Annotated in this window: 9 protein-coding genes; 4 read left to right on the top strand and 5 right to left on the bottom strand. The window is 42.9% G+C overall.

The genetic code is table 11. From position 1 onward, the window contains the following. Window position 1 precedes the first annotated feature (1 nt). The 4 genes from KQP79_RS01870 to KQP79_RS01855 all read left to right on the top strand — a co-directional run bounded on the left by KQP79_RS01870 (window position 2) and on the right by KQP79_RS01855 (window position 7682). Window positions 2–1204 carry a glycoside hydrolase family 105 protein gene (locus KQP79_RS01870; protein ID WP_087323601.1) on the top strand — a complete coding sequence of 401 codons (1203 nt, stop codon included), beginning with the start codon at window positions 2–4 and terminating at the stop codon, window positions 1202–1204. Between the two features lie 20 nt (window positions 1205–1224). Then, window positions 1225–2691, top strand: coding sequence for a glycoside hydrolase family 140 protein (locus tag KQP79_RS01865; protein WP_061448315.1), 1467 nt, complete (start codon window positions 1225–1227; stop codon window positions 2689–2691). A 129-nt stretch (window positions 2692–2820) separates the two neighbouring features. Continuing rightward, a complete protein-coding gene (locus KQP79_RS01860; protein ID WP_138343181.1) occupies window positions 2821–6681 on the top strand; it encodes a family 78 glycoside hydrolase catalytic domain in 3861 nt (1286 codons plus the stop codon). A 113-nt stretch (window positions 6682–6794) separates the two neighbouring features. Continuing rightward, entirely contained in the window at window positions 6795–7682 is an 888-nt protein-coding gene (locus tag KQP79_RS01855) for an SDR family NAD(P)-dependent oxidoreductase (RefSeq protein ID WP_004308232.1), read from the top strand. A gap of 26 nt (window positions 7683–7708) precedes the next feature. On the opposite strand, the gene KQP79_RS01850 is transcribed toward KQP79_RS01855, so the two are convergent. From KQP79_RS01850 to KQP79_RS01830, 5 genes are all read right to left on the bottom strand, one after another. Further along, window positions 7709–8500 (bottom strand): patatin-like phospholipase family protein, encoded by a 792-nt coding sequence (locus KQP79_RS01850; protein ID WP_061448313.1) that lies wholly within the window; start codon window positions 8498–8500, stop codon window positions 7709–7711. A 201-nt stretch (window positions 8501–8701) separates the two neighbouring features. Then, a complete protein-coding gene (locus KQP79_RS01845; protein ID WP_032855793.1) occupies window positions 8702–10666 on the bottom strand; it encodes a DUF3826 domain-containing protein in 1965 nt (654 codons plus the stop codon). Between the two features lie 96 nt (window positions 10667–10762). Further along, window positions 10763–12115: a glycoside hydrolase family 28 protein gene (locus KQP79_RS01840; RefSeq protein WP_004306223.1), complete on the bottom strand. Its 1353-nt coding sequence runs from the start codon at window positions 12113–12115 to the stop codon at window positions 10763–10765. 200 nt (window positions 12116–12315) lie between these two features. Next, window positions 12316–15150 (bottom strand): glycoside hydrolase family 78 protein, encoded by a 2835-nt coding sequence (locus tag KQP79_RS01835; protein WP_061448312.1) that lies wholly within the window; start codon window positions 15148–15150, stop codon window positions 12316–12318. Window positions 15151–15303: 153 nt separating this feature from the next. Further along, window positions 15304–18627: an MGH1-like glycoside hydrolase domain-containing protein gene (locus KQP79_RS01830; RefSeq protein WP_061448311.1), complete on the bottom strand. Its 3324-nt coding sequence runs from the start codon at window positions 18625–18627 to the stop codon at window positions 15304–15306. Window positions 18628–18647: the final 20 nt, after the last annotated feature.

Below are 18647 nucleotides of genomic sequence, written 5' to 3'. Positions count from 1 at the left end.
TATGAACAAAAACTTATTGAAACTGATTGTCGCCTGTGGAACTGCTTGTTTCCTGGCTTGCGCAGCACCTCAAAAAACAGAAACGGAAAAATGGAGTGAACGCATGGCACGCTCCGAAATGAAACGTTTCCCCGAACCCTGGATGATTGAAAAAGCTAAAAAACCACGCTGGGGATATACCCACGGATTAGTAGTGAAATCCATGTTGGAAGAATGGAAACATACCGGGGACAGCGTATATTATGAGTATGCCAAAATATATGCAGATAGTCTGATCGATGCTAACGGACATATCAAAACCATGAAATATCTTTCATTCAATATTGATAATGTCAACGGCGGAAAGATTCTTTTCGATCTTTACGCACAGACCGGAGACGAACGTTACAAAATAGCCATGGATACTTTGCGCAAGCAAATGGCAGAGCAACCCCGTACCAGTGAGGGAGGATTCTGGCATAAATTGAGATATCCTCATCAAATGTGGCTGGACGGAATTTTTATGGCTTCTCCTTATCTGGTTCAATATGGTGCTACTTTTAATGAGCCCGCTTTATTTGACGAAGCAACAAAACAGATTCTTTTGATAAATAGCAAGACTTATGATCCTGCAACAGGGCTTTTTTATCACGGATGGGATGAAAGTCGCGAACAGAAATGGTCAAATCCTGAAACAGGTTGTTCTCCTAATTTTTGGAGTCGCAGTATCGGATGGTATGGAGCTGCTATTGTAGATGTACTGGACTTCCTGCCACAGGAAACAGCCGGACGTGACAGCATTATACAAATTCTACAGGGATTGGCAAAAGCGATTGTGAAATACCAAGATCCTTCATCCGGAACCTGGTATCAGGTAACCGATCAGGGAGCACGTGAAGGTAATTATTTGGAATCATCTGCCACTGCCCTGTTTATCTATACGCTTGCCAAAGCTATCAATAAAGGATATATTGGCAACGAGTATATCGAACCGACACAAAAAGCCTTTGACGGAATGGTAAAGACATTTACCCGTTTGGAAGAGGATGGCAGCTATACAATTACCAATTGCTGTGCTGTTGCAGGATTGGGCGGAGATTCAAAAAGATATCGTGACGGCTCATTTGAGTATTATATCAGTGAACCGATCATAGAAAATGATCCGAAATCGGTAGGTTCATTCATCTTGGCTGCTATTGAGTATGAGAAAATGACTAAAAAATAAACTAAAAACGATAAAATACAATGAGAAAATTCAAGATTCTTCCCCTTTTGTTGCTGCTATTGACAATGGCAACTTCGGCTGCAGCACAGAAGAAAACACAAAAGACGTATATCCCCTGGGACAACGGCAAACTCGTAGTTTCCGAAGAGGGACGTTACCTGAAACACGAAAACGGTGCTCCTTTCTTTTGGTTAGGAGAAACCGGTTGGCTATTGCCTGAACGCTTGAACCGGGATGAAGCCGAATATTACCTGGAACAATGCAAACGTCGTGGATACAACGTGATTCAGGTTCAAACGTTGAATAATGTTCCGTCTATGAATATCTACGGACAATATTCGATGATTGACGGATACAACTTCAAAAACATCAATCAAAAAGGCGTATACGGTTATTGGGATCACATGGATTACATTATCCGTACAGCAGCCAAGAAAGGTCAGTATATCGGCATGGTCTGCATTTGGGGAAGCCCGGTGAACCGGGGCGAGATGACTGTAGAACAGGCAAAAGCATACGGCAAGTTTTTGGCAGAGCGTTATAAGGACGAACCGAATATTATCTGGTTTATCGGTGGAGATATCCGTGGCGACGTGAAAACTGCTGAATGGGAAGCTTTGGCAACCTCTATCAAAGCTATCGACAAAAATCACCTGATGACATTCCATCCACGTGGAAGAACAACTTCCGCAACTTGGTTCAATAACGCTCCCTGGTTGGATTTCAACATGTTTCAAAGCGGACATCGTCGCTACGGGCAACGTTTCGGAGATGGTGACTACCCTATCGAAGAAAATACGGAAGAAGATAACTGGCGTTTTGTAGAACGCAGCCTGGCCATGAAACCCATGAAGCCTGTGATTGACGGTGAACCGATCTATGAAGAAATACCTCATGGTCTGCACGATGAAAACGAACTGTTGTGGAAGGATTATGACGTACGTCGTTATGCTTATTGGTCTGTATTTGCAGGTTCTTTCGGACATACTTACGGTCATAATTCCATCATGCAATTTATCAAACCGGGTGTAGGTGGTGCTTATGGTGCAAAGAAACCTTGGTATGATGCGTTGAATGATCCGGGCTACAATCAGATGAAGTATCTGAAAAACCTGATGTTGACTTTCCCGTTCTTTGAACGCATACCCGATCAGTCTATCATCACAGGACAGAATGGAGAACGTTATGACCGCGCTATCGCTACACGTGGAAATGATTATCTGATGGTATACAACTATACCGGACGTCCGATAGAAGTTGATTTCAGCAAGATTAGCGGCGCGAAAAAGAATGCTTGGTGGTACACCACGAAAGATGGTAAACTGGAATACATCGGAGAATTTGATAACGGAGTGCACAAATTCCAGCACGACAGTGGTTATTGCAGTGGAAACGATCATATTCTGATTGTAGTGGATAGTAGTAAGAACTATGTGGAGAAGGCCTGGACAGAATTACCAAATGCACAACAAAAATGGGCTAAATAATTTTGTATTATTAGGCACAGATTACACGGATTTTACGGTTTTCAGAATGACAGATAAGTAAAACAACAGCATTAATCCGTGCAATCCGTGCCTAAATTTATTATATAAACGAATTATGAGAACATACTTATGAATAAAAGAATAGTATCATTTTTCTTTCTTCTGCTCTTTGCAGGTTCACTATACGCAGCCATAGGTATCACTGACCTGCGAACGGAGCAGTTGAAAAATCCGGCAGGTATCGATGTGCGCCAACCCCGATTGAGTTGGCGCATCGAATCGGATGAACAGAATGTGATACAAACTGCGTATCACATTCTTGTCGCATCTTCCCCGGAGCTATTGGAACAAGGAAAAGGAGATATTTGGGATTCAGGAAAGATTGAATCTGACGCTTCCCAATGGATCACTTATCAGGGAAAAACATTAAAATGTAATGCCTCCTACTATTGGAAAGTGAAAATAGACACCAACAAAGGTGCAACAAATTGGAGTGCTCCGGCTTTCTGGACCACCGGACTATTTAATGAAGCGGACTGGCAAGGGCAATGGATCGGCTTGGACAGGGCCGCTCCCGGAGACAGCGAAACACAATGGAGCCGTTTGGCAGCCCGTTATCTCCGTAAAGAGTTTGCAGTAAAGAAAAGTGTGAAACGTGCCACAGTACATATCGCCGGAATGGGATTGTACGAGTTGTTTATCAACGGACAACGCATCGGCAATCAAGTACTGGCACCTGCTCCTACCGACTACCGGAAAACAATTCTGTACAACACATACGATGTTACTTCACTGCTTCAAACAGAAAATGCTATTGGAGTAACTCTTGGAAATGGTCGCTTCTATACGATGCGTCAGAACTATAAACCGTATAAGATACCGACTTTCGGTTATCCTAAACTCCGGTTGAATCTGATTGTGGAATATGCAGACGGCAGCAAAGAAACGATTGCTACAAACACTTCATGGAAATTGACTACTGAAGGTCCTATCCGTAGCAATAATGAATATGATGGCGAAGAATATGATGCCCGTAAAGAGCTAGGAGCCTGGACTCAAACCGGATATGATGACAAAAACTGGATGCCGGCCCAACGTGTCAGTATTCCTTCAGGAACATTGCGCGCACAAATGATGCCGGGCATGAAAGTTACAGAAACCCTGAAGCCCGTTTCTATTAAAAAGCTTGGTAACAAATATATCCTGGATATCGGTCAGAATATGGCGGGCTGGGTACGTTTCCGGATAAAAGGACAGGCTGGCGATAGCATCCGTCTCCGTTTTGCAGAAAGTCTGCAAGACAATGGCGAACTTTATACAAGAAACTTCAGGGATGCCCGTTCTACAGATGTATATGTTGTCAGCGGACGCGAAACAAAAGATGCTACCTGGGCACCTCGTTTTATTTATCATGGGTTCCGTTATGTAGAAGTCAGCGGTTATCCGAATGCGAAGGCAGAAGATTTCGTTGCCGAAGTAGTAGAAGATGAAATGGAGCATACTGGTACTTTCAACTGTTCTGACGAAACTCTGAATAAGATTATCCGTAATGCATTTTGGGGAATCCGGAGCAACTATAAAGGGATGCCGGTTGACTGTCCGCAACGGAATGAACGCCAACCATGGTTGGGTGACCGTACCATGGGCTGTTGGGGAGAAAGCATGCTTTTCGATAATTACGCCATGTATACCAAATGGACGCGTGACATCCGCGAAGCACAACGGGAAGACGGCTGTATTCCTGATGTAGCCCCGGCATACTGGAACTACTACTCGGACAATGTGACCTGGCCTGCCGCTTTACCAATGGCCTGCGACATGCTTTTCACAAACTTTGGAGATAAACGTCCGATCGAAGAGAATTATCCGGCTATCAAGAAGTGGGTATCTCATATCCGGGAATACTACATGACAGAAGATTTTATCATCACCAAAGATAAATATGGTGACTGGTGCGTTCCGCCCGAATCACTGGAGTTAATTCATAGTAAGGACCCTTCCCGCAAGACTGACGGAGCTTTGATCGCAACGGCTTATTATCTAAAGGTATTACAACTGATGCACCGCTTTGCAAGCCTGCAAGGGCTGAAAGCTGACGCAGAAGAATGGGAAGATTTGGAACATCGCATGAAAGACGCATTCAATGCCCGTTTTCTACACATAAAAGAAGGTACTTCTCCCGTACCGGGACATACCTTATATCCGGACAGTATTTTCTATGGTAACAACACAGTTACTGCCAATATCTTGCCACTTGCTTTTGGTCTAGTGCCAAAGAACTACATCAATGAAGTAGCTAAAAATGCCGTAACTTCCATTATTACAACCAACAAGGGACATATAAGTACCGGAGTAATCGGTGTACAATGGCTATTGCGTGAATTGAGCCGTCGCGGTCATGCCAATGTAGCTTATCTACTGGCTACCAATAAAACATATCCTTCCTGGGGATATATGGTTGAAAAAGGTGCTACCACTATTTGGGAGTTATGGAACGGTGATACGGCAAATCCTGAAATGAATAGCGGTAATCACGTGATGCTTTTAGGTGATTTATTGCCTTGGTGCTTCAATAACCTAGCAGGTATCCGTGCGGACCGCTGGAAGTCCGGTTACAAGCATATCGTCTTCCAGCCGGCTTTTGAAATTCAGGAGTTGAGTAACGTGGATGCATCGTACATGAGTATCTACGGAAAAATAACCAGCCGATGGACAAAGACTCCCACACATTTGGAATGGGATATCGAACTTCCCGCCAATACGACGGGGGAAGTACATCTTCCGGATGGACGGAAAGAAAAAATCGGTTCGGGAAAATATCATTTCAGTGTAGACATTCCCACCCGGAATACGGCTATTCTGACTGATGAATTTCTGTATGAAAACGCTTCTTTCCCCGAATGTCATGGAGCTACGATAGTAGAGCTGAAAAATGGTGATCTCGTAGCCTCTTTCTTCGGAGGAACCAAAGAGCGCAATCCGGATTGTTGCATCTGGGTATGTCGTAAACCTAAAGGCTCTAAAGAATGGACCGCCCCCAAACTTGCTGCCGACGGTGTGTTTTCACTCAAAGACCCACAAGCAGTATTGGCCGGAATCGATTCAACCTGTACCCCGGTGAAAGATGCAAAAGGAACACTTATTGCCCGCAGAAAAGCTTGCTGGAACCCGGTTCTTTTCCAGATTCCCGGAGGTGACCTGATTCTGTTTTATAAAATAGGTTTGAAAGTGAGCGACTGGACAGGATGGCTTGTCCGTTCACGCGACGGAGGAAAAACCTGGAGCAAACGCGAAGCGCTTCCGAAAGGTTTTCTTGGACCTATTAAGAATAAACCGGAATATATCAATGGGCGTATCATCTGCCCTTCCAGTACGGAAGGAAGTAACGGATGGCGTGTCCATTTCGAGATTTCCGATGATAAAGGCAAGACCTGGAAGATGGTCGGACCACTGGATGCCGAGTTATCTGTCCCCACCCAAAATCGTAAAAAGGGAGGTGTGAATGTGGATGACCAGGAAGGCGGAGAAGCGATCGAAGGAGAAGGAGCCAAACCTGTTTATGCAATACAACCCAGTATTTTGAAGCATAAGGATGGAAGATTACAGATACTCTGCCGTACACGTAACGCACAGGTAGCAACTGCGTGGAGCAGTGATAATGGTGACACATGGAGTAAAGTTACGTTGCTGGATGTCCCGAATAATAATTCCGGTACGGATGCCGTGACAATGAAAGACGGTAGACATATCCTTATCTACAATAATTTCTCTACATTGCCCGGAACTCCGAAAGGTCCGCGTACTCCGCTCTGTGTGGCCGTTTCAGAAGATGGTATCAATTGGCAGCCTGTTCTTACATTAGAAGATAGTCCGATCAGCCAATACTCTTACCCTAGCATTATTCAGGGGAAAGACGGGAAGCTGCATGCCATTTATACATGGCGTCGTCAACGAATTAAATATGCAGAGATAGATCCGACGAAGTTTTAAATATTGAACGATCATCTGAATGAAATCGACCGCTCCTTTGCCCGCAAAAGAGCGGTCGATTCTTGTATTTATCCATTTTATACTTTACATTTGCCAATAAATAAAAAATAACGATGGCAGATAATTACATAGAAAGACAACAGGAACAATACGAAGCCCGAAAAGCTGCTTGGAAACAAGCACAAAAATATGGTAAGAAGAAACTAACAGCAGTACGTCCGGCTGAATCGAAGTCTCACACTTCAACGGTTTCAAAACCGGAGGATTCAAAAAGAAGAGTATTTATAACAGGCGGAGCGGAAGGAATAGGCAAAGCAATAGTAGAAGCTTTTTGCCTAGCTGGAAATCAAGTTGCCTTTTGTGATATAAACGAAACATCGGGACAGGAGACTGCGAAGGCAACCGGGGCTATGTTCCATAAGGTCGACGTAAGTGATAAAAACGCACTTGAAAGTTGTATGCAAACCATTCTTGCCGAATGGAACGATATTGATATTATTGTCAACAACGTCGGTATCAGCAAATTTTCTTCTATCACAGAAACAAGTGTAGAGGATTTCGACAAAATTCTTTCTATTAACCTGCGTCCTGTATTCATCACTTCCCGGCTGCTTGCCATCCATCGTAAAAAGCAGCCCTCTCCCAACCCATACGGCCGAATTATAAATATCTGCTCTACACGTTATCTGATGAGTGAACCGGGAAGTGAAGGTTATGCAGCTTCGAAAGGTGGTATCTATTCTTTGACTCATGCATTGGCTTTGTCTTTATCCGAATGGAATATCACCGTAAATTCCATTGCTCCGGGATGGATACAGACCCATGATTATAATCAACTCCAACCGGAAGACCATTCACAGCATCCTTCACGCCGGGTAGGTAAACCGGAAGATATTGCCCGCATGTGTCTGTTTCTCTGCGAGGAAAACAATGATTTCATCAATGGAGAAAACATCACGATTGACGGGGGAATGACGAAAAAGATGATTTATATTGAATAAAAATCTATCACTTTAATGAATACTATTTATTGCATTAATATTCTTCGAGCAACTTCCACTCCAGTTTTCACTATCGAAGCAGCATGATGGAACTCCAACATATCATACGTATCGCCGGAAATTTGAATTAAGATATCCGGCTGACAACGTTCTATCTGGTAACGAGTGATTTGTTGCATCATCATTCTCGAAGATTCTGTCAACAGATTATAAGGAGACATTTTCTTTTTCTTTCCGATTTCAATGGGTGCATTCACATCGACAGCTATCAGAATGTCTCCTTCAGTACGTTGCGCATGACTCAATGGAAGAGGATTCAGAATACCTCCATCAATCAATACCATACCGTCTTTTCTTAATGGGCGGAAAAGCATAGGGATAGAAATAGACGCACGAATAGCTTCATGTAAGCTCCCTCTGTCAAACCTGACTTCCTGATCGCGGACAATATCCGTAGCCATCGCTACATAAGGGACAGGCAGGTCTTCAATATTCATGTCCGGAATAATTTGTTTCAGTTCTTTAATAAAACGGTCACCTTTCACTAATCCATCCCGGCTTAAGGTAAGATCCGCCAATTCCCACATCTTGCGTTTGTCCCAACTATACAGCCATTCTTTACATTCTTCCATTTTTCCTGAAGCATACATTGCTCCCACCATTGCTCCCATGGAACTTCCTGCAATGGAAGTAATCTCAAAGTTGTGACGAAGTAATTCTTCAATTACTCCTATATGTGCTATTCCACGTGCTCCACCCATGGAAAGGACTAATGCTACTTTTTGCTTATCCATATCATATACATTTCTGTTAGCCATCTACAAAATAACACATTTTCTGCGAAAAAGATGTTTAGTAATCGTGAAGAAATAAATTATAGCAGTGTTTTAGGGGAACTAAAGCATAGCTTTAGATATGATAAAGCTATGCTTTGTCAGTTGCAAAGCATAGCTCTATTATATTCTTCTATTATCCCGGAGATTTTCCGGTTATGTAGGAGGTTAAGGGTTTACCCTCATTTATTTCTTTCCTTGAGCCTTCTTTTCTGCGTTTCGCTTATTCACGTAATCTTTGAACATCTGCCGCCAGTTGCGACCATGCTCATTGAAATACTGTTCGCATTTGGTTTTATAAATTTCGAAGATAGCAGAAATCTGCTTCATATTCTTGTAGTCAATAGCCTGTTCGCGAGCCAGTTTCAACTGTTCCAGAACAAAAGTCGTTTCCTCCTCCGTCATATTGGGCACGATGGCCTGATAACCTTTCAAGGTAAAAGCAACTTTACCTACCGTGTATTTATCCAGGATTTGTTCAATCTGTTCTTCCGTCAATACTCTGTGTAAATCTTTCATTAGCCTTTCATGCACTTCTTTCGGCATAGCAGAATCTGCAATCATTTCACGGTCGAGCTTAGAAAGCGGTTTGCCTGTCAGGGGATTGATACCCTCGGGGATTGTTGTATAAGGGTGCTCATTGTGCCAGTCACGCACTTTACGAAGATGATTATAAATGGCAGTTACTGCAAAACCTGCTTTTTTATCATCGTTCAACTCTAAAGAAGCTACCCAGTCGATGGCTTTCTTTTCGAGAGAAGCATCTGATTTTAAATTAGCAAAAGCCTTCTTGTCAAAATAAGCAGCTACCTTGTCAAAAGAACGGATGGCGCCTTCAGGAAGCAAAGCTCCTTTTTCGCCAAAACTATACATAGCGGATTCCGGTTCAATGGTGACCTTGCTTTCATCCAACATCTTTTTATCCAATTTGAATACTTCTGCGAAGAAGTCATAAACAGCATTCCGCTTATTCGGGCCAAAGTCATGTTTCTCTTTGGGAAGATGTACATTCGTTACTTTATCTTTTGCCTGGTAGAATCCGTAGATTCGTTGCAGATAAGGAAATTCAAGAGTAGGAACACTGGCCGTCCAGTCGCCGCCATCCGATACGATCAGTTGTGGACGAGGAGCAAAAGTAGCGGCTAATTCCGCATTACAGGTTCCTCCTGCAGATAGTTGAATAGGCATTCCGCTTTCGCAGGGACAGCCACCGTCGAAGTGAGAAGCCAGGCTCACTACCGGAGCTGAAGCGGTGAAACGATCATCTAATACGCTCAACAATACAGTATGGGTACCTCCACCCGAACCGCCATTCGTACCGATACGGCTGGTATCAATGTCCTTACGGGAAGCAAGCATGTAGTCAAGAATCAGTAAGCCGTTCATTGCCTGAATAGTGTGCGCCGCGCTACTACGGTGTGCCGCACTGCCAACTTGCAAAGCCGACTCTCCCCATCCGAACAAATCATAGTCTACACAAACAGCTCCCATACGTGCTAAAGTTCCCATACGTTGTTGTTGGTCTTCCCGATAACGTCCGCCACCAAAATGTCCGTTAGGGCAGATTATCAACGCATGTTTTCCTTTCGATTGGGGCGTATAGATAGAACCGCAAATGTATAATCCGGGAAGTGTTTCAAGTGCGAAATTCTGCACGGTATAGCCATCAAACTTACGTATCTTTGAAAGAATAGGTTTGGTTTTGACACATTGAGCCAACAAAGTATCAATACCTAAACGCTGACGTACCTCTTTTTTCAGAGAATCGGCACGAAGTTGAAAGGACTGTTGGTCTGTATAGAGTGTATTCAGATAAGCCAGCATCTTCTCTCCGTCTGCATCTGTACGACGTGGATACTCGTATGCTTTCAGCTTATACATATTTCCTTTCTGCTTAACAAATTTATAATCGAAAGGTGCCAATACATTCGTCAAGGATTCTTCCACGGAATAAGGACGAATACGGAAATCGGCATAAGACAGCACTTTTCCCACCGTATCAATGTCATATTTCAAACGGACTCCGAAACGGTTCTGTATATCCGTCAGTACTTCATTCAAGGGACGGGCAAATTCCGTCTCGTATGTTTGCGTCTGGGCTTCGGCCGAAAGAGATGCGGCAAGAAGCATAGTAAAAAGGATTCGTTTCATTTATTTTTAATTTATGTAAGTTGTTTTTTCACCACAGATTACACAGATTTTCACAGATTTATTATTCTTATAATTTAGTCGAATTAAAAATCTGTGTTAATCTGTAGTATTTGTGGTGCTTTTAATTACTTCACCATTGACGATTACGTCATCCATCGTGATACGTTCACAATTTTCGAAGATACATTTCTGTTTCCCTTCTTGAATGTGAATATCACGCAAAACGATGTCAGATATCGGCGCTTCTTCCAAGCCCACTATTTTGATCGGAGTCTTTACGTTTGTCACAGTCATTCCGCTGATATGTACGTTACGGAATATCGGAGTGCGTTCACTCTTAGGTTCGACAGGCATTTTACTGTATTTCAAATTCAATACGACAGCTTCCTGTTTAATGTTGCTCATTACGACGTTGCTGACACGAATATCTTCAACGACTCCTCCCCTTCCACGGGTCGACTTAATACGGATTCCACGATCTGTTCCGTCAAACACGCAATTAGAAATAGTAACTTTACGCACACTCCCACTCATCTCGCTGCCGATAACAACGCCTCCGTGACCGGAAAGCATGGTGCAGTTGGTGATAGTGATATTCTCGCAAGGTACTCCCAAACGACGGGCCTGCGCATCTCTTCCCGACTTGATTGTGATGCAATCGTCTCCTACTGATATATGGCAGTCGCTGATATGTACGTTGCGGCAGGATTCCGGATTCACTCCGTCCGTATTTGGTGAGGGCGCATTATCTATGGTGATCCCCTTTATAGTTACATTGTCGCAAAACTCCGGATTGACCGTCCAGAAGGGAGAATTTATGATTTTCACTCCTTCAATCTTTACTTTCTTACAACGAACGGGCTGAATGAACGGAGGACGGAAAAAGCGACGTTGCAATGTATTTACATAATCCTTGTTCGTTTCAGCATAAATTGCTGTCGTATCATTTGCTGCATCCCACATGGACTGATATTTATTCACATCACGCATGCCATTGTCTTTCAAATCAATCATGACACGAAAGAACTCCATCCACCATTTCTTTCCTTGTCCGTCCAAAGTTCCTTCTCCTTTGATCGTAATATTCTCGGCATCTACCGCATAAATCAAAGGCTGGAAACTTTTCATCATCACTCCTTCATGACGAACCTCGACAAAAGGAAGATAGTCATCAAAGTTATCGGAAAAGAGCAAGGTAGCTCCGGCTTCCAACTCCAGTGTAATATTACTTTTCAGATGGATACTCCCCGTCAGGTAAGTTCCGGCAGGAAAGAAAAGAGTACCTCCGCCGCCACGGTTCAGACGGTCAATCGTTGAATTGATTAGCTTTGTATTAAGAGTCTTGCCATTTGCTTTTGCACCGGCCTTCAGCATATCTACACGCTCGGCACGAAGAACTGTGGTTGCACAGAAGCAAAGAAAGACAAAAAGAGTTGTTCGTAAATTCATAATCGATATTATTAAAGTATATTTCATCGTTTCCTTCTAAAAAATCATGCTAATAGAATCTTTTTTTCTTCCCAATGTTTGAAGACAATCATTGAGATGTTTTTTTCAAACATGCTACATGATTAAAATAAAGATGCTGCATGATTTTTTATACGAATACATTGTTTTTTAATTCTACAAATATATACAAAAAGGTTCTTTTATTTTGCACAAACCAATTGATATGTTCCGCTCTGTATTTCTTTCGGTTCTTTTCCGCCCGGGAGATAAACAACAGCGGTAGTATTCACCGGAACAGACACGTTTAAAGTGAAAGTCCCATTCTCACAAGTCCAGTCCACATTAATGGTACCGTATAAAGTTTCATACGACGCTTTGACATATTTCAAATCTCCCACAGGTTGGGGAGCGATGATGAACTTCTGATAACCTTGTTTTAGAGTGGTAGAAGGACGAATACCGACCAGTGAATTAAAGAACCATTCATCAATCTGTCCCATCATAAAGTGATTCCAGGAAGAACCTTGACGGGGGTCCCATTGCTCGGTCAAAGTTGTAGCGCCGAATTTTAACTGGAAACCATATCCGGGAGCTTCTTCATGATTGAACATTTTATAAATAAGTTCATGTTCTCCATTACGCGCCAATGTCTGAATCAGATAACGGTTTCCCACATCACCGGTAGTCAAACGGTTGCCATGTGCTTCCACATCTTTTATCAGATTCGCGAATACTTTCTCATTCAAATCTGCATCCGGTCGGTAGTTATCTTGTTCATCTGCATCCTGCGTCATTTGGAGGAACAACGGAAGCGCATTACTGCATTGGCTTCCTGTACCATATTGTGCCGTATCTTTATGAAAAAAACATTTATTAAATGCAACCATTATATCCTGTGCCAACGAAGTGTAATAATGAATGTCAAAGTCATTACCTACCATTTTCGCAGCTTGTACCAAATACATGACTGTCATGTAATAATGCGCAGTAGCCACCAAAGGAACGGGTGTATTCCGTGAGAATCCCGCACGAAAATCTCCGTAATCATACCAGTCTCCCAATCCGAAAGAAAGAATACCTTTATCTGCACGAGTCTTGAGATAATCCACGTAACGACGCATATTCGGATAATATTTCTTAATCAATGAATCGTCTCCATAAGTCTCATAGTACATAAAAGGGAAAATAACCAAAGAACCACCCCACTCCGGAGATTCGGCAAAAGCATCCATACCCGGACCTTCAAAAATCACGTATTCCGGAGCAGTTGTCGGCATGGCCCCGTTGGAATGTTGTGCATCTGCCATATTTTGCATAATCTGCGGAGCGTATGCTGTCAAATCATAGTTATACAACAAACCCGGACCATTCAGATGTACCTGTTCCAGCCACCCAAGTTTCTCACGATGCGGACAATCCGTAAACACAGACTGCATATTGCTGCGAACCGCTTTCTCGATCAATCGATGGGCAGCATTAAATATCCGGTTGGATGATTCGAAAGTGGAAACTTTCTTGGCTGAATTATATACGAAACAGGATTGAATATTCTTTAATACAGGCAATTTCTGCGGATTCTTCTGTCCTTTTAAGACAGCACCCTCTACCTGAATATATCTAAAACCGTAATAAGAGAAACGAGGGTGCCAGATTTCATCGCCTTCCCCTTTCAGAATGTATTCGTAATAGTGTTGACGCCCTGTCTGACGCTGATTGCAAGCACCTTCCTCTGTCAATGCTTCGGCTACAATCAAAGTTACTTTCTGACCACGTTTGCCACGTACTTTTATTTCCGGAAAGCCAGCCAAATTCTGTCCCATATCCAACACAAAAGCAGAAGGATCGACTGTTCTCTTAGTTGATACAGAAGCTGATGCAACTTGGTCCGCATTTAGTTTGGTTACCTTTTGAATATCATACCGTTCCATGATTTTCACTGGAGCCGCCATCTGTGGACGAAGTATTCCTTTAGGAGCTTCCTGTATGACTACCGGACGCCAATGACTGTCATCAAAGCCAATCTGATTCCATCCTTTCTGTTCACGACGCGCATCATAATCTTCTCCTCCATATATGCAATTGAAGGTTACCGGACTAAAATCATATTTCCAATTATTATCGGAATGAACCGTCGTACATGTTCCATCTTCGTAGTTAATAACCAGCTCAAATAAAAGTGTGGGAGGACCAAAGCTGATCTGTAATTTGCGATAACGCCCCCCCTGCACATTATAGAATCCATTCCCCAATAAGATTCCTACGACATTTTCACCACGCCGCAATTGTTCCGTCACATCGTATGTGTTATAGTAAACAGTTTTATCATAATCACTCCACAATGGGGCAAACTCACTGTTACCCACCTTTTTGCCATTCAAAGAAAACTCATAGAATCCCAGACCACAAACGTATGCCGTTGCCTCCACTATTTTCTTGCCCGGTTTACGGTTTGCACCCCCTTCTTTCGCATCTCCTACCTGGAATGTTCTTCTCAAACAAATACTTTTCTTTGCCAAAGTGTCCACTGCTTCCCAAGCAGCTTTCACTTCCGGTTTCTTCAGCTCTCCACCGTGGAACTTACGCCCTTCCGGTAAATGAGCATTTTGTCGGGTAATAGCTCCAATCCACTGCCCCGAAGATAACCTTTCGGGTACTGCCCGGAATTTCGCTTCATTGCTCCACTCGGAAGGTGTATCTGTTTCATCCCAAACACGAACGCGCCAACTATAATTAAATGAGTTATCAGGACGTATATCTGCCCCCTTTGTAGAAACTAACTGGCTCTGCGAAGAATAAACCTTCCCACTATTCCAAACGGAACGCCCTGTAAAAGCTTCCCGAATATCAATCTCATAGGCAGATTGTCGCGTCCCATTTTCCGGCGATTCCATCACCCAGCCCAAACGGGGTGAACTTTCGACCACTACCAGCCCTTCCTGCATCTCACAGGTAAGACGACTGATGGTTATATTTTTCGCCTGTACAAAACAAGACAAACAAATTAGCAATGAAAGAAGAATCTTTTTGAATTTCATTTTTCAAGTATCTTTTATTCGTTCGAATTTAAGAGGCACCACGGATTACACAGATTCACACAGATTAAATAAATATGTATATCAATACCCTAATTCACTATGGGGATTCAACGAAAATGAAAATAATCTGTGTAATCTGTGGTGAACTCTAACTTACCATTTGAGTGCATTTTCACAAACGATTTTTGTCAATGTATCCGCCTGCCCTACTTCCTTACCATCTACAAAAATGCGTAATCCTTTTCCGCAATGATAACGATCACCATTCTTATCCCAAAGAATCGTCAGATTATGACCGTGATATAATACATTATCCAAGCAGAACCAATCCCACTTGTCGGCAGGAATTAAGGGGTTCACTTCAATCGTATTATCCAAACGCGGACGAAGCCCGATCAGTCCTGTAATTATCAAGTCGTTGAAAGTGGAATGGTTATAATAACGGCTACGTTCCTGATCTCCTTTCAGCCAATAACCGGTCACCTCATCCAAATATTCACCAATATAGGGGCGACCACGATGGTACTGTGATTCCACATACAATTCCATCTGACGGAAATATACACTGTCAGACAATACAGTCTGCGGATAATTATTCATAAAGTTAGCCATTGCTGTCAATGTCTGTGCGGAAGCAAACGGCCAGATAGCACCGTCCCACTCACACTTGCCTACTCCACGTGTACGGAATTCCGGATGACGACGTTCTGCAGTTGTCAGTCCATAAGGAGCAGAGAAGCCTTTTTCATCCATAATTTCCTTCCAGGCAATTTCATACTTTTGGGTGGTATCCGGTAGGTTGAAATACCAGGGAATATATCCAATTGCTTCACGCACATTCGCAGAAGAGTCCGTACGCATCGTCTCAAAAAACTGATGACGTGTATTCCACAATTCATTTTCTACCAGATTTTTCAAAGTATCCGCTCTCATGCCATATTTCATAGCCATCCCCTCATCACCGGAAAGAATTCCTATACATGAAAGTGCTTTGGCATTGCCATACATATAGCTATTGATTGTCGGCCGGGCATATTTCTTCCTCCGTCCGCCACTGATTGATTCTTCCATACCATCCTGTACGTCACCCTGCCAATACAATCCGTTCTTCAAACGGTTCGTACGTTCCCAACGCTGGTATTCGGTTTCCAGATCTTTCTTCATATCCAGCAGATAGTCCTTATCACCATCTACCATGTAACGAGCCAAAACAGCATCTGCGTTCCATGAGCTGAACTTATCCATTTTCTTCATCGGACCGCCATCATTGCCACGATACCATGTATGAATAATCTGATCCAAATATTTCGGATCACGCAACCAACGGCTTTCATAAATGTGATGTCCAATTGCACAGGCAATCAAATTATATTTATCAGAATAAGAACGCTGAACGAGAAACTCGGTCATACCATAGCCAACAGGAGTCTCTTTGATATGCTTACGCAATGACCACCAACGATAATAATACATTTCTTCAAAGTTATGTTGCGGACACTCGAACAAAGGAATATTTTCCTCCATCCATTCCGAAGCCTTTGCATTGGGAATTGCCTGAACAACATTTTCGTCTTCCATGCCATTGAAACAATCTGCATAATGACTGAAGTCAGCATACTTTAAAAGAGCAGAAGACGCATCTTTATCTGCGGAAGATGTTTTCACATTGGCAATGCCATATTCAGCCAATGGATCTTGCGCACCTGCATCCGGCAGATCATAAGTCTGGTCGGCAGGAGTATCTACAGTCGGGAATGTACGAGGTACGCCAGTACGGAATACAATTCGTTCCACAGCAGCCACGGGCGCATAGAACATACGCAGCCCTACTCTCTTGCCATCTACATATACTTGAATATTACGATCAACAGTAGAAAGGACTGCTTCTACATGATAAACCTTTCCTGCTTCATATTTCATCATATTTGCAAACCGGGAGCCGCCTTTCAATCGGAAAATGCCATCATCAGTAAGTTCCATACGAGAACAGGCTATTCCATTCTCATCCAGAAATTCAATCTGGAGTGTGCCTTTATTATTCTGGCCGGCTTTCAAATCAAATGATACTCTCAATTCTTTAGAAGCCGGAATTTTACGTTCCACTTTGGCATAATCAAACGGATCTTTATCCTGCAACTTCAACCATTGATCCTCCAAAGAAACAGGGGCCCAAACCGGAGAATAAATATTCCAGTCAGTCAGTTCCGCAATTGATTTATTTTTAGAGAAATCATCATCCGCATGTGCTGAAGCATTTATTTCCACCGGGACAGGAATACGGGAAATCCACATATCTTCCTTGTTCACACTGTAAGAAACCCACAAATCACCATCGGCAGGTACTCCATTACCTTCCTGAATACCACGCGGATATTGAGGACCGTATGATTTATAATTTCCTCCATAACGCATGGGAGTGATTTCACCATGCACCAGATTCAATGTTGTATATTCCAATCCATCTTTACTCAAAGATATAGCCAGCGGCCAACGAAATTCCGACGGATTATATACAGTAGCGTATGTACCATCACTTAAACGCTGTCCCCAAATTTTCGCGTTGCTATTAACGAAACCTTTTGCACGAAGCACAGGCTCTGCCCAAGTATGTCCGCCATCCTCACTGATAGAGGTAAGCGCATGTTTCCAAAGACTGGCAATACGTCCATCCGGCAATGTATAACAATTGAATGCTTTGTATCCTTTCTTCAGCGGGAGAATAGGATCTTCACGGTCGGCTTCTTCCACCCACTGCATCATATACAGCGGATTGTCAAGAATTTCCTGGCAAGCCTTCACAAACTCACGATCCTTGCTTTTCTTAAAATACGGATAATCAGTATTCTTTTCATTAAATCCATGATTATAATAAATGAAATAGATCGGTCCGTAAGAACCGTCTTTCTTTATTTCACGAACCACCCGGCCAATACCGTTTCCATCATTGGGATCATCTTTTTTATCCAAAGCAACTCCATAATTTCCCATTGTAATCAGCTTGCCGGATTTAGAAACATAGAATCCGACACGCTGGTGCATAATGGCAATCAGATCTTTGGCCTGCACACCCGGACGAGACTCTTTGGTGTATCCATCGGGAACTTGATAAGGAGGAAACACAATTTCCGGATTTGTCCAGCGATATCCATCCTTCGATGTCATCAGAAAAGTCTGTGAAGGCGGTACGTGTTCGTCAGAAGGATCTGCCAGGTATTGATAGAAAAACTGTCCATTCCAATAAGCCAGCATCGGCTGATGATTATACGTCCATCCATTGCCGTTCGAAGCATCGGGATGTTCACGATTGGCACGTACCAACTGAATGTTATGTACTCCGACTACCGGAGACAGTTGTCCGTCGTGACAAGCAGGATTCGATAATTCTTTTCCTGTATAATGAATTCTATCTTGTGCAAAGGCTGTAGTAGTCAACCAACCGGCAGCCAGTACAACAAGAATTTTAGCAGAGTTGTTCATGATTTATTCTGATTTAAAAT

This window comes from Bacteroides sp. DH3716P, assembly GCF_025914115.1.
In the GTDB taxonomy this organism is placed as follows: Bacteria; Bacteroidota; Bacteroidia; order Bacteroidales; family Bacteroidaceae; genus Bacteroides; species Bacteroides ovatus.
This window is presented reverse-complemented; position numbering and strand designations above follow the sequence as displayed.